At 73.7% G+C, this 13,735-nt stretch carries 10 protein-coding genes and 1 pseudogene; 9 read left to right on the top strand and 2 right to left on the bottom strand.

Annotated elements, in window-relative coordinates:
- The first annotated feature begins 31 nt into the window (after positions 1–31).
- The 7 genes from murJ to HDA31_RS29905 all read left to right on the top strand — a co-directional run bounded on the left by murJ (position 32) and on the right by HDA31_RS29905 (position 8,527).
- Positions 32–1,777, top strand: coding sequence for a murein biosynthesis integral membrane protein MurJ (gene murJ, locus HDA31_RS29935; protein WP_178066980.1), 1,746 nt, complete (start codon positions 32–34; stop codon positions 1,775–1,777).
- Positions 1,778–2,261: 484 nt separating this feature from the next.
- Positions 2,262–3,866, top strand: a complete 1,605-nt coding sequence (locus tag HDA31_RS29930; RefSeq protein WP_178066981.1) for a protein kinase family protein — start codon at positions 2,262–2,264, stop codon at positions 3,864–3,866.
- Positions 3,867–3,909: 43 nt separating this feature from the next.
- Positions 3,910–4,683: an RNA polymerase sigma factor SigM gene (sigM, locus tag HDA31_RS29925; protein ID WP_178066982.1), complete on the top strand. Its 774-nt coding sequence runs from the start codon at positions 3,910–3,912 to the stop codon at positions 4,681–4,683.
- Positions 4,680–5,642 (top strand): RsmA family anti-sigma factor, encoded by a 963-nt coding sequence (locus HDA31_RS29920; protein WP_178066983.1) that lies wholly within the window; start codon positions 4,680–4,682, stop codon positions 5,640–5,642. Before sigM ends, HDA31_RS29920 begins: the two co-directional genes overlap by 4 nt.
- A gap of 212 nt (positions 5,643–5,854) precedes the next feature.
- Positions 5,855–6,808, top strand: a complete 954-nt coding sequence (gene trxB, locus HDA31_RS29915) for a thioredoxin-disulfide reductase (RefSeq protein ID WP_074478237.1) — start codon at positions 5,855–5,857, stop codon at positions 6,806–6,808.
- A 77-nt stretch (positions 6,809–6,885) separates the two neighbouring features.
- Positions 6,886–7,209, top strand: coding sequence for a thioredoxin (gene trxA / locus HDA31_RS29910; RefSeq protein WP_043960991.1), 324 nt, complete (start codon positions 6,886–6,888; stop codon positions 7,207–7,209).
- Positions 7,210–7,357: 148 nt separating this feature from the next.
- On the top strand, positions 7,358–8,527 hold the full coding sequence (locus HDA31_RS29905) for an N-acetylmuramoyl-L-alanine amidase (protein ID WP_178066984.1): 1,170 nt from the start codon (positions 7,358–7,360) through the stop codon (positions 8,525–8,527).
- Between the two features lie 4 nt (positions 8,528–8,531).
- Here HDA31_RS29905 and HDA31_RS29900 read toward each other — a convergent pair whose 3' ends face one another.
- Positions 8,532–9,197, bottom strand: coding sequence for a GNAT family N-acetyltransferase (locus HDA31_RS29900; protein WP_074478242.1), 666 nt, complete (start codon positions 9,195–9,197; stop codon positions 8,532–8,534).
- Positions 9,198–9,503: 306 nt separating this feature from the next.
- Here HDA31_RS29900 and HDA31_RS29895 point away from each other — a divergent pair, with 306 nt between their 5' ends.
- Complete coding sequence (locus HDA31_RS29895; RefSeq protein ID WP_074478244.1) at positions 9,504–10,820, top strand: aminotransferase-like domain-containing protein; 1,317 nt, start codon at positions 9,504–9,506, stop codon at positions 10,818–10,820.
- A 7-nt stretch (positions 10,821–10,827) separates the two neighbouring features.
- Positions 10,828–11,826 (top strand): D-alanine--D-alanine ligase family protein, encoded by a 999-nt coding sequence (locus tag HDA31_RS29890; RefSeq protein ID WP_178066985.1) that lies wholly within the window; start codon positions 10,828–10,830, stop codon positions 11,824–11,826.
- Here the strand turns inward: HDA31_RS29890 and HDA31_RS29885 are convergent.
- Positions 11,776–12,574 (bottom strand): annotated as a pseudogene (locus HDA31_RS29885) (hypothetical protein); the annotation flags it as partial. The gene HDA31_RS29890 and the pseudogene HDA31_RS29885 overlap by 51 nt on opposite strands.
- Positions 12,575–13,735: the final 1,161 nt, after the last annotated feature.

Raw genomic sequence — 13,735 nt, 5'->3', positions numbered from 1 at the left:
CCGGCTCCGACGTACCCCTGGGAGGCTGGAGATGAGCGGCGGTCTCTACCGCAGCGCGAACGCCGCGCAGGGCGGCGGCCGGCCCCCCGGCGACGACGCCACCTTCATCTCGGCGGAGCCGCTGAACCAGCCCGCGATCGAGTCGACCGCGCCGCCGCAGGAGCAGGTCGCCGAGGCCAGCGCCGCGACGAACAGCGCGGTGATGGCGATCGGCAGCCTGGTCAGCCGGGGCACGGGCTTCCTGCGCACGCTGGCGCTGACCGCCGCGCTGGGCGGGGCGCTGGTCGGCGACGCGTACACCACGGCGCAGATCCTGCCCGGGATGGTCTACGAGTTCCTGCTCGGCGGCATCCTCACCAGCGTCCTGATCCCGGTGCTGGTGCGCCGCCGCAAGGCCGACGCGGACCAGGGGCAGGCCTACTCCCAGCGGCTGCTGACGCTCGCGGTGCTCACCCTGGCCGTCGCGGCGCTGCTGGCCGTCGCGGGAGCCTCGCTGCTGACCTCGCTGTACGCGAGCGACAAGTCCAGCGGCGACTACCAGTCGCTGGTCACCAAGCTGTCGTACCTGATGCTGCCGATGATCTTCTTCACCGGCCTCAGCGCGCTGATCAGCGCGGTGCTCAACACCCGGGGTCACTTCGCCGCCCCGATGTGGGCGCCGATCCTGAACAACATCGTGGTGATCGGCACCGCCGGCCTCTACATCGCCATCTTCGGCGCGGAGATCGTCGAGCCGGAGCAGATGACCACCGGACGGATCCTGCTGATCGGCGGCGGCACCCTGCTCGGGGTGGCGATCCAGGCGGCCGGGCTGCTGCCTGCCCTGCGCAAGGTGGGGTTCCGCTGGCGGCTGCGGTTCGACTTCCGGGCCCTGGGCCTGGGAGAGCTGGGCCGGCTCGGCGCGTGGATGTTCTGCTACGTGGCGGTCAGCCAGATCGGCCTGATCGTCCTGTTCAACCTGCTCAACCGCGCCGGCCGGGAGAACGCCGCCGGCCCGCTGATCTACAACAACGTCTTCCTGCTGCTGATGATGGCGCACGGCATCATCGCGGTGTCGATCATCACGGCGCTGATGCCCCGGATGAGCGCCGCCGCCGCCGACGGCCGGTACGCCGACCTCGCCGCCGACCTGTCCCGGGGCACCCGCACGGTCACGGCGGTGCTGGCCCCCATCGCGGTCTGCTACGCGGTGCTCGCCGGCCCGCTGTCGGTGACGCTGTTCCGCTACGGGGCGTTCAGCGACGAGAACGCCACCGCCACCTCGCTGGTGCTGCTGGTGGCGGCGCTGGCGCTGGTCCCGTTCGCGGTCAGCCAGTTGTTCACCTTCGCCTTCTACGCGCTCCCGGACACCCGCACCCCGGCCCTGATCAACATCCCGGTGGTGGCGCTGCGGATCGGCGTGCAGATCGGGCTGTTCGCCGCCTTCTCCGCCACCTTCGCGGCGGCGGGGATGATGATCGGCAACGCGGTCTCCTACCTGGCCGCCGCCGTGTTCTCCGCGCTGCTGCTGCGGCCCCGGGTCGGCCGGATCGGGCTGGGCGCGATCATGCGTACGCTCGGCAAGGTCGTGGTGGCCGCGCTCGGCGCCGCGCTGGTCGGTCTGCTGGTGGTGAACCTGTTGCCCGGCGGCGACACGCTGAGCTGGCCGCAGGCCGTGTTCCGGCTGGTCCTCGGCGGGGCGGTGATCGTCGGGACGTACCTCGGGCTGGCCATGGTGCTGCGGATCGGCGAGATCACCGAGGTGGTCGGGATGGTCCGCCGCCGCCTCGGCCGCTGACCGCCGCCCCGCCGGCCGATCCCGCCGACCGGGCCGACGCCCCGGTCGCATCGGGCGCTCCGACCGGCAGACACGGAGCGTGATCGAGGATCACCAGGCTGGGGACAGCCCTGTGGATAACTCAGCGATTCGCCGGTCAGCAGCCATAAGTCCCTGTGGACAACCAACCGTAAGGCTGAGCATGGCGGGCCGTTCGGCGGGGAATCCCCCGTCGCCACCCGGACGCCACACCGGCGTGGCCCCTGCAACGACTACTTGCCGTCAACCTCTAGATTGGCTAGTACATGTGCCAGCAACGCGGCCGACAACGGTCGTAACCGGACAGGCGCGGCCACTCCCGGCACCTCAGCCGGGTACGCCGGGAAGATGACATGTCGGGGAGGCCGGCAACCCGGGTAAGGTCGCTCTCGACGGGTACGGCTGACCCCGGCGCTCCGCGTCGAGACCGTCGGCCGGTTCCTCAACAGGCAGAGCGGGAAGCCAGATGCCCAGCAGCGCGGGTCCATCGATCGACACGATCACCGAGGGAGGACGGGTGACCCAGGTCGGCGAGGGTCAGCAGGCGGAGGAGAGCGCTCCGCCGATCATGACCTTCGGTGCTCCCACGGCCGGTGAGATCCTCGCCGAGCGGTACGAGCTGGTCGAGCACATCAACAACGACAGCGCGGGCCGGCTGGTCTGGCGCGGGGTCGACGTGGTGCTGCGCCGCCCGGTCGCGGTCGTGCTGCGTTACCCGGGCGGCGACTCGGCCACCGAGATGCTCCAGGCGGCCGTCGCGGCCAGCCGGGTGATCCACCCCAACCTGGTCGGCGTGTACGACGCGATCGACGAGGCCGAGCGGGCGTACGTGGTCCGCGAGTGGGTCGACGGGCGGTCCCTGCGGGAGATGGTGGCCGACGGCCCCCTCGACCCGGGCCGGACGACCGCGGTCGGCAACGCCGTGGCCAGCGCCCTGGCGGCCGTGCACGCCACCGGCATGGTGCACGGCAACGTGCACCCCGGCACCGTCATGATCAGCGACGAGGGCCGCGTGGTCCTGGCCGACGCCCGCACCGACGGCGCGGACAGCCAGGAGAACGACGTCCGCGCGATCGGCGGCATCCTCTACTTCGCCCTCACCGGGCACTGGCCGCACGCCGAGGCCCCGCTGCACGGCGCCACCGCCGGCCACGGCCGGGCCGCGATCCCCGACGCCGTCCGCGACGCCAGCGGCGCGATCGCCGCGCCCCGCCAGGTCCGGGCCGGCGTGCCGGCCTATCTCGACGACCTCACCATGGACCTGCTCGACGCCGGCATCGCCCCGCCGCCGTCGGACGTGCTCTCGGCCGAGCTGGCCCGCCTGGACATCCCGGTCGAGGACGACACCTACCTGGAGCCCACCGGCCCGCTGCGGTTCGCCGCCGACAACGGCGAGGAGCCGTCGCCGCTGGCCTCGGTCGCCGGGCGGAAGGTCGCCGTCGGCATCGCCGGCCTCCTGGCGGTCGCCCTCGTCGGCCTGCTCATCGGGATCAGCGTCCTCGGCAACGACGAGGACACGCCGCAGACCGAGCCGGTGGCCCGGCCGTCCAGCAGCGCCCCGGCCACCGAGGCCACCCCCGCCGCCGCCGTCCGCAAGCTGTCGGTGACCGAGGTCCGCATCGTCGACCCGGACAGCAAGCTCCGCGACGAGCTGGGCGGCGCCGAGAAGGTGATCGACGGCGATGCGGACAAGGGCTGGGACACCGACACCTACACGCGGTCGAACTTCGGCAACACCAAGAGCGGCATGGGCGTCTGGATCGACCTCGGCGAGGAGCGCACCGTCAAGTCGGTGCAGGTGAGCCTCTCCGCGACCGGCGCCTCCGCCCAGCTCTTCGCGGGCACCGTCGACCCGCCGCCCACCTCGTCGGGCGACAAGGAGCTCTTCAACAACTACAAGAAGAACCCGATCGGGCAGCCCTTCGAGCAGCACGACGGCACCACGATGACCTTCAACGGCTTCGACGCCGACTCGAAATACCGCTACCTGCTGTTCTGGATCACCGAGCTGCCCCCGAACGACCGGGGCTACCAGATCGGCGTCCAGGAGATCACGGTCCAGGGGTCGTGAACCGGGGCCCGGTGACGGGGCACCGCAGCGATCGGGCGCGGTGATGGACGGTCACGACGAGCGCGCCAGCGACGCCGACCTGCTGCGCGCCCACGTCACCGGTGACCGGGACGCCTTCACCGAGCTGTTCCACCGGCACCGGGACCGGCTCTGGGCCGTGGCTCTGCGGACCCTCGGCGACCGCGAGGAGGCCGCCGACGCCCTCCAGGACGCGCTGCTGTCCGCCCACCGGGCGGCGGCCCGGTTCCGGGGCGACTCGGCGGTGACCACCTGGCTGCACCGGATCGTGGTGAACGCCTGCCTCGACCGGATCCGCCGCCGGCAGGCGCACCCGACCGTCCCGCTGCCCGACGGCACGCACGGCGTCGACGGCGGCCCGTCGACCGGCGGCGCGGAGCCCGCCGCCCCCGTCCAGGACCACGACACCGCCCTGGTGGTCCGGCAGGCGCTCGCCGAGCTGCCCGTCGAGCAGCGGGCAGCGCTGATCCTCGTGGACGTGCAGGGCTACCCGGTGGCCGAGGTGGCCCGCATCCTCGACGTCGCCGAGGGCACGGTCAAGAGCCGCTGCGCCCGGGGCCGGGCCCGGCTCGCCGTGGCGCTCGGGCACCTGCGTATGGGCGCACTGCCCGACTCCCCGGCGGGTGACGCCGCCGGGCCGGGCCGACAGCCCGGCCCGGCCGTGCGGCTGGCCTCGCCGCGCGCCGGTGCCGACGGCCCGGACGTGCCGGCCGTCACCCACGGGAACCCCCGGTCGACCGACGGCGTCCGATCGGGGTCGGGACGCTCCCGGCGCGTCGCCAACCAGGAGGAACCGTGACTGCCGGGGGGTTCAGCGAGGTCGACCTCGACCTGCTCGCCGACTACCTCGGCGGCGCGTTGGACGGCACCCCGGACGAGGCGGTGGTGGCGCGGCTCGTCGCGGAGGACCCGGCCTGGGCCGGGGCCCACGACGCGCTGGCGGCGGCCCTGGCTCCCGTCGGCGACGCCCTCGCGGCCTGGGCAGGGCCGACGCCGCACATGCCGCCGGTCGTCGCCGACCGGATCACCGCCGCGCTGGCCGGGGCCGGCCCCGGCACGCAGGCCACCGACCAGCCGACCCGGGCGGGCCTCACCGACCAGGCCCGGCTCGGCCGGGTGCCCGCCCAGCCCACCGGGGGCACGCGGCGGCCCGCCGGTGGTCCCGGCCCGACGACCGGCCGCCCCGGCGGCCGCGGGCGACGCTGGGCGCGGCTCGCCGGGCCGGTGGCCCTGGCCGCGGCCTCGGTCGTCGCCGTCGGATTCGGGCTCAACCAGGTGGTCGGCGGCAGCGACCAGAGCGGCGGCGCGGCCGACCGGCCGATCAGCGCGCAGGCGGAGTCGGGCGGCGGCGGGTTCACCCTCGCCGGCACGCCACGACGCTCGGGCACCGACTGGACGCCGGAGTCCCTGGCCGCCGGTAGCCGGTTGTCTCCCGCCAGCGAGCCGCCGAGGTCGTTCGGGGCGGGGCCGGACGCGCCGGCCGGAGGCGACGACGGCGAACGGCTGCCGGCCGTCGGCGGCCTGGGCCGGCTCACCGGCACCGGCGCCCTGGCCGACTGCCTCACCGCGGTCAGCGCCGAGCACGGTGCCGGTCCGCTCACCGTCGACCTCGTCGACTATGCGCGCTTCCAGGGCGCGCCGGCGCTGGTCGTGCGCTTCGTCGACCCGTCCGGGGAGCGCTGGGCGTGGGTGAGCGGCCCCGAGTGCGGGGTGCCCGGGTCCGGTGCCGACACCCGCTACCGGACGCGGGTAGGGTGAGGCCGCCGCCGGCCTGGCGGGCCTCCACCGGCTGCGCCTGATTCACCTCTGCCGTTCTTCCACGTGACGTGACCCACCGGATGACCGGCTCGGGAATCCCCACTTCGTACGATGACGTTCTGCAAGTCAGTAGTCGGCGTCCGCGCGGCGTCGACGCTCCGACCGGCATCGGTGCGCGTGCCGATGGCGACCACACACATCGGGAGACGGCAGTGGACGAGGTCCGCAACCTGATCATCATCGGCTCCGGGCCGGCCGGTTACACGGCGGCGGTCTATGCCGCGCGCGCCAACCTCAAGCCCCTGGTCATCGAGGGCGTGCAGTCCGGCGGCGCGCTGATGACGACCACCGAGGTGGAAAACTTCCCCGGTTTCGCCGACGGCATCCTCGGCCCCGAGCTGATGGACAACATGCGCAAGCAGGCCGAGCGGTTCGGCGCCGAGTTCCTCACCGACGACGTGACCCGGGTCGAGCTGACCGACACCGGCAAGATCGGCTCCGACGCGGTGAGCACCGTGTGGGTCGGCGAGACGGCCTACCGGGCGAAGGCGGTCATCCTCTCCACCGGCTCCGCCTGGCGTCCGCTGGGCGTGCCGGGCGAGCAGGAATACCTCGGCCACGGCGTGTCGTCCTGCGCCACGTGTGACGGCTTCTTCTTCCGCAACCAGCACATCGTGGTCGTCGGCGGCGGCGACTCGGCGATGGAGGAGGCCAGCTTCCTCACCCGGTTCGCCGAGTCGGTCACCATCATCCACCGGCGCGACTCGTTCCGCGCCAGCAAGATCATGGCCGAGCGGGCGCTCGGCAACGAGAAGATCAAGGTCGAGTGGAACAGCGTGGTCGAGGAGGTCCTCGGCGACGACGGCAAGGTCACCGGCGTCCGCGTCCGCAACGTGCACACCGGGGAGAGCAAGGTCCTCGACGTCACCGGCGTCTTCGTGGCGATCGGCCACGACCCGCGCAGCGAGCTCTTCCGGGGCCAGGTGGAGCTGGACGACGAGGGCTACGTGAAGGTGCAGGCCCCCAGCACCCGCACCAGCGTCCCGGGCGTGTTCGCCGCCGGTGACGTGGTGGACCACACCTACCGGCAGGCCATCACCGCGGCCGGCACCGGCTGCGCCGCCGCCCTCGACGCCGAGCGCTTCATCGCCACGCTCGAAGGCTGAGCGCCGTGCCCCGGGCTTCCCGGGCGGCGCACCGAAACGACTGAAGGAACACATCGCAAGACCGTAGGAGGGTCATAGTGGGAGCGACAAAGGCGGTCACCGACGCGAGTTTCGCCGTCGACGTGCTCAAGTCCGACAAGCCGGTGCTCGTCGACTTCTGGGCGGAGTGGTGCGGCCCGTGCCGCAAGGTCTCGCCGCTGCTCGAGGAGATCGCCGGCGAGATGGGCGACCAGGTCAGCATCGTCAAGCTCAACATCGACGAGAACCCGGAGACCGCGCGCGCGTACCGGGTGATGTCGGTGCCGACCCTGACCGTGTTCAAGAACGGCGAGCCGGTCCAGTCGATCGCCGGCGCCAAGCCGAAGGGCGAGCTGGTCAAGCTGATCCAGTCCGCGCTCTGACAGCCGCCGTGCGAAACCCCGCGTCCGTTGGGCGCGGGGTTTCGCGTTTCCCGGCCCTGACCTGCGCGGACACCGCCACCCCGGGCGGCCGGACCGCATAGCCTCAACCCGGGAGCCGCCGGCCGGCGACCCTGCGAAGGGGGCGAGCGTGCGTCCGATCCGACCCGGTGACCGCGGACCGGCGGTGCGCGAGATCCGCGCGGTCCTGACCGGTCTCGACCTGCTCGCGGCCGGGCCCCCGGCCGGCGACGAGTTCGACGCCGACACCGAACGCGCCGTGCGGGCGTTCCAGCAGTCCCGGGGGCTCAGCGTCGACGGGCGGGTCGGCGCGGAGACCTGGCGCGCCCTGGACGCCGCCCGCTGGCGGCTCGGCGCGCGCACCCTCTACCACGCGGTCCCGGAGCCGCTCGCCGGCGAGGACGTCCGGTCGCTCCAGGAACGCCTGCTGGAGATGGGGTACGACGTGGGACGCGCCGACGCCGTCTACGGCGTACGCACCTCGCGGGCGGTGGCCCAGTTCCAGCGCGAGATGGGGCTCAAGCCGGACGGCTCCTGCGGCCCGCAGACCATGGGGGCGCTGCGCAGGCTGGGGCGGAAGGTGGTGGGCGGGCGGCCGCAGTGGCTGCGCGAGTCCGACGCGATCCGGCAGGCCGGCCCGACCCTCGTCGGCCGGACCGTGGTCGTCGACCCGGGGCACGGCGGCACCGATCCCGGGGTGGTGGTGCCGGACGGCCCGCTGCGCTGGACCGAGGCCGACCTGGTGCACGACCTGGCCAGCCGGCTGGAGGGGCGGCTCGCGGCGGCCGGCGTGCGGGTGCAGCTCACCCGGGGCCCGACGCCGCAGAGCTGCCTGCCGGACGCCGAGCGGGCGCACCTGGCCAACTCCCTCGGCGCCGACGTGTTCATCTCGCTGCACACCGACGGGCACGCCAACCCGGAGGCGGAGGGGGTCGCCACCTACCACTACGGCACCGGCAACGGGGTCACCTCCGCGACCGGCGAGCGGCTGGCCGGGCTGGTGCAGCGGGAGATCGTGGCGCGCACCGGCCTGCGGGACTGCCGTACGCACGCCAAGACGTGGGAGCTGCTGCGGCTGACCCGGATGCCGGCCGTGCGGGTGGAGGTGGGCTACCTGACGTCGCCCACCGACCGGGGACGGCTGGTCGACCCCCGGTTCCGGGACCGGCTGGTCGAGGCGATCGTCGCCGCCGTCCAGCGCATGTACTTCCCGATCGAACGGGACGTGCCCACCGGCTCGATCGACGTCAGCGCGCTGCGCGCGGCGGTCGCCGCCGGCCGCCGGGTGGGCGCGAACTGAGCCGTCAGCCGCCGGTGGAGCGGGTCGCCGGGGCGGGCCGGACCGGCCGGAGCAGGGTCTCCGGGCTCATCGACCCGAGCAGCTTCTCCAGGGCGTACTCGACGTCGGACTTCCAGCTCAGCGCGGTGCGCAGCTCCAGCCGCAGCCGGGGGAAGCGGGGATGCTGACGGACCGTCTTGAAGCCCACCGACAGGAAGAAGTCGGCGGGGGCCACGCAGCCGCCCGCCGGGTCGCCCTCGTCGCCGAACTTCGCGTCGCCGAACGCCTCGATCGCCTTGATGCCGCGCTTCGTGAGGTCCCGGGCGACGCCCTGCACCAGCATCCGGCCGAGCCCGCCGCCCGCGAAGGGCGCGACCACGTGCGCGGTCATCAGCAGCGCCGCGTCGGCGGAGACCGGGGAGGTGGGGAACGCCATCGACCGGGGCACGTAGGCCGGCGGGGCGTACATCACGAACCCGGCGGGCATGCCGTCGACGTACGCGAGCTTGCCGCAGGAGCCCCACTCCAGCAGTGTCTGCGAGACCCAGGCCTCCTTCTCCAGCCCCGGGTCGCCGGCGGCGCACGCCCGGTCGGCCGAAACCGGATCAAGCTCCCAGTGGACGCACTGCCGGCACGGCCGGGGCAGGTCCTCCAGGGTGTCGAGGGTCAAACTGACCAGACGTCGCGACATCGGCGCATCCCCACAATAGGCTCGGAGGCGAGATCGACGCCGCCGCCTTCGGTACCTCCGACGAGCGATCGTACGCCGCCGGACGACGGTATGGGAGGGGATGCGCGAAACACCCCGCACCGCCCATCCGGGCCTGCCGTTCCGCCGCGCGGCCGGTCCGGGATGTGGACGGCCGGTAAATGGATCGGCCCGGCCGGGCGGGGAGGGACTACCATCGGTGGTCTGCGTCCCGTGCCGCCATGGTCTGCGGTGTCCCGGGTACCCCCGGGGGGCGGGAGCCGCCCGACACGCGATCGAGGTGATGTCATGACCGGCACGACGCTCGACGACTACACCGACCGGTACGCCCGGCGCGTCCGGGGCATGACCGCCTCGGAGATCCGCGCGCTGTTCGCGGTGGCCAGCCGGCCCGAGGTGGTCTCCCTCGCCGGCGGCGCGCCGTACATCGCCGCGCTGCCGCTGGACGCGGTGGGCGAGATGCTCGGCCGGCTCGGCTCCGAGCACGGCGTCACCACCCTCCAGTACGGCATCGGGCAGGGCTCCCTGGAGCTGCGCGAGCGGATCTGCGAGGTGATGGCCCTCTCCGGCATCGACGCGTCGTGCGGGGCCTCCCCCGAGGACGTGGTGGTGACCGTCGGCGGGCAGCAGGCGCTCGACCTGGTGGCCCGCCTCTTCCTGGACCCGGGTGACGTGGTGCTCGCCGAGGGGCCGACCTACGTCGGCGCGCTCGGGGTGTTCCAGGCCGCCCAGGCCCAGGTCGTGCACGTGCCGATGGACGACGACGGGCTGATCCCGGAGGCGCTGGAGACGGCGGTCGCCGAGCTGGCCCGGGCCGGGCGGCGGGTGAAGTTCCTCTACACCATCCCGACCTACCAGAACCCGATGGGCGTGACGCTCAGCGAGGAACGGCGCGAACGGGTCCTCGACATCTGCGAGCGCGCGGGCCTGCTGGTGATCGAGGACGACCCGTACGGGCAGCTCGGTTTCGAGGGTGACGCGCCGCTGCCGCTGCGAGCCCGGCGGCGCGACGGCGTCTTCTACCTCAGCACCTTCTCCAAGACGTTCGCCCCGGGGCTGCGGGTCGGCTGGATCCTGGCCCCGCACGCGGTCCGCGACAAGCTGGTCATCGCCAGCGAGGCCAACATCCTCTGCCCCAGCGGGTTCGCCCAGGCCGCCGTCTCGACCTACCTGCGGACGATGCCGTGGCGCGAGCAGCTCAAGGCCTACCGGGAGGTCTACCGGGAGCGCCGCGACGCCCTGCTGACCGCGCTGGAGGACCTGATGCCGGCCGGCACCACCTGGACCAGGCCTACCGGCGGCCTCTTCGTCTGGGCGAGCCTGCCCGACGGCCTGGACGCCAAGGCGATGGTGCCGCGCTCGATCGCGGCCCGGGTCGCGTACGTGCCGGGCACCGGCTTCTACGCCGACGGCACCGGCACCGGCAACATGCGGCTCAACTACTCCTTCCCCACGCCCGAGCGGATCCGGGAGGGGGTGCGCCGGCTGGCCGGCGTGATGGAGCAGGAGATCGCGATGCGCCGGGTCTTCGGGAACACCGTCGGTCGTCCCGGTTCGCGGCGGGGGCAGGCCGGCGCGGACACCCCGGGACCCGACTTGGCATGATTCCGGCATGGCTGCGATCCCTGCCGAGCGAATCACCGTGACCGACCCCGCCAGCACCACCGAGCTGCACGTACTGGTGCTCGCCGGTGGACTCTCCTATGAGCGGGACGTCTCGCTCCGTTCCGGTCGCCGGGTGCTGGACGCGCTCCGCGCCGTCGGGGTGGAGGCGGAGCTGCGGGACGCCGACGTGGCCCTGCTGCCGGCCCTGGTCGCCGACCCGCCGGACGCCGTGGTGATCGCGCTGCACGGCGCGACCGGCGAGGACGGTTCGCTGCGCGGCGTGCTCGACCTGTGCGACGTCCCGTACGTCGGCTGCGACGCCCGGGCGTCCCGCGTCGCCTGGGACAAGCCGTCGGCGAAGGCGGTGCTCCGCGAGGCCGGCCTGCCCACCCCGGACTGGGTGGCCCTGCCGCACGACCGCTTCTCCGAGCTGGGCGCGGTGGCGGTGCTGGACCGCATCGTCGACCGCCTCGGGCTGCCGCTGATGGTGAAGCCGGCGCAGGGCGGTTCCGGCCTGGGCGCCGCCGTGGTCCGGGACGCCGCGGCGCTGCCGGCTGCGATGGTCGGTTGTTTCGCGTACGACTCGACGGCGCTGGTCGAGCGGTACGTCTCCGGCATGGACGTGGCGGTGTCGGTGGTCGACCTCGGGGAGGGCCCGCAGGCGCTGCCCGCCGTGGAGATCGTCCCCCGCAACGGCGTGTACGACTACGCCGCCCGGTACACCGCAGGCCGGACCACCTGGCACACCCCCGCGCGGCTCGACCCGGAGGTCGCCGCCACCGTGGCCCAGGTGGCCGTGGCGGCCCACACGGCGCTGGGACTGCGCGACCTGTCCCGGGTCGACCTGATCGTGGACACCGAGGGCCGGCCGCACGTGCTGGAGGTCAACGTCTCGCCGGGCATGACGGAGACGTCGCTGCTGCCGCTCGCCGTCCAGGCCGCCGGGCTGGACTTCGGCCGGTTGATCGGCTCCCTGGTCACCCGGGCCGCCGCCGGGCGCGGCTGACCGGTCTCCGCCTCCGACGCCGCCCGCCCCTGCTGTCTCCGGGCTACCGGGCGGCGTCGGTCGGTCCGTCCACCGGCTCCGGGATCTCCTCGGCGGCCTCGATCACGCCGATGCCGTCGTCCTCGCCCACCGGGTCGGGGGACGCCTGGGTGCCGATGCTCGACGGCGCCTGCCACTGGATGCGCGGCGGCTCGGCCAGCGGCCGGCCACCGAACTCCGCCAGCCAGGCGGCCACCATGGCCAGGTTCTCCCGCCACTGCTGCTCGGAGATGGGCGGGAGGATGGAGTCCCACAGCGACAGGAACGTGCCCCGCAACTGGAGCCGCCCGTACGGCCGGGCAAGGAACCACAGGTGCAGGTGGGCCGAGCCGTCGCCCCACCGGTTCACGTGGACGCGGGCGACGCCGTCGAGCGAGCGGATGGCCTTCTCCAGCCGCACCGTCATCACGCCCAGCTCGGCGGCGAGCAGGTTGGGCAGGTCGCCCAGGTCCAGGTGGGAGCGGGACTCCAGGATCAGCACCATCGGCAGCCCGGTAGGCCGGTCCATGGCGCGGACACGCCACCGCTCGCCGACCCAGATGTACGCGTCGTCGGGCGCGGCGCAGGCCGTGCACTCCCGGTTCCCCTCGCCCTTGCGCGGAGGTTCCACCGGGACGGGGTCGTCAAGGTGCTTGACCCGAAGGTCGCCCTCGAAGGGGAAGGAGGGCCAGGAGGTGAAGTCGGGGACTGCGGGAGGGGTGTCGTGCACGACGCTGACCCTAACCGAGCAGACGGGCCCTGTCCCTACCTGATTCGTCCAGCGTCCAGGGGCGGCCCGGCCCCTCGTCGGACCCGGTGGCAACCGCCGGGCGAGGCGCCCGTCGCGGCACCGCGCAGGTCCGCCCCGGGCGCGTCCCCCACCGTTGTCCACACGTTATCCACAGGCCGTCGAGGCGGTCGCCACTACCCGTCGTCCACAGGCTGACAACGCGTTTCACGCGGGGTTTCACGTGAAACGGGGTGGGGCTGTGGAAAACCGCTGTGGATAACTCCACGCCGTTCGGCGAGGGTTGTGCACAGCCTCTTGTCTCCCTCGTTCCTAACGAGCCGGCGGCCTGTGGGTCGCTGCCTGAGCGCCCGAACATGATCCCGATCGCCGGCCTCTTTCCGGGCCGGACGACGCCGTCCTTTCGCCGCCGCAGGGGTGCCGAGCCGCGTCGTCTGGTGCGCCGGCCGACGTGCCGGACGCCGCGAGGGCCACGGAAAGCGGTCGTCGGCGGTGTTGACAGCCCCGGCTCTCCGTGGGCGGCCGGCCGAACAGGTGCCAGGCGACGGTGCCGGTGCCCGATCTGGGTGCTCGACCTTCCTTCAGTGGTCGTCGGTCAGTGGGAACTCGTCATCGTCGGATGCGGCGGGCCCGCCGAGGACCGCCGAGGGCGGGCGGAGAGAGCGCCGTCGGCGCGGCGGCGAACGACCCGTCGCGGCGCGATCGCACGGGAGAGATCGGGCCAGCCGGCTGAGAGGGCCGTGCGGGTCCGAACCGGCCAGCCGGGTGCCCCGGGGATGGGGACGCAGCCCGCGACGGCGTGAGGACCATCTGGGGTCTGCCGCCTCACGGGTGCCGGCCTTGGCCCACTCCTGCCCCCTCGGGTCGCGCTGATGCGGGCGCAAGTGTGTCTGCCGGCAGGGGCCGCGGGGGATCGAGGCCGGGATGCCGAGCCCAGCTCTCCTTGGGGCCGCCGGACGGGGCACGAGGGCCGCCGCCGCTGGCGTCGTCCTAGGGGGCCTGCCTTCCCGGCCCCAGGCCGTCAGGCGGAGTTCCCAAGCAACGTCCTTCCGTGCTGTGCCCTGCGCGCTGCCCTCCGCCCTCCGCGCCCCCGGCCCCGCGGCATCTCGCTGATCTGGGCACTCCGCCCCCGGCCGCCTGTGC

Origin of the sequence: Micromonospora carbonacea (assembly GCF_014205165.1) — a bacterium.
GTDB classification, from domain to species: Bacteria; Actinomycetota; Actinomycetes; order Mycobacteriales; family Micromonosporaceae; genus Micromonospora; species Micromonospora carbonacea.
This window is presented reverse-complemented; position numbering and strand designations above follow the sequence as displayed.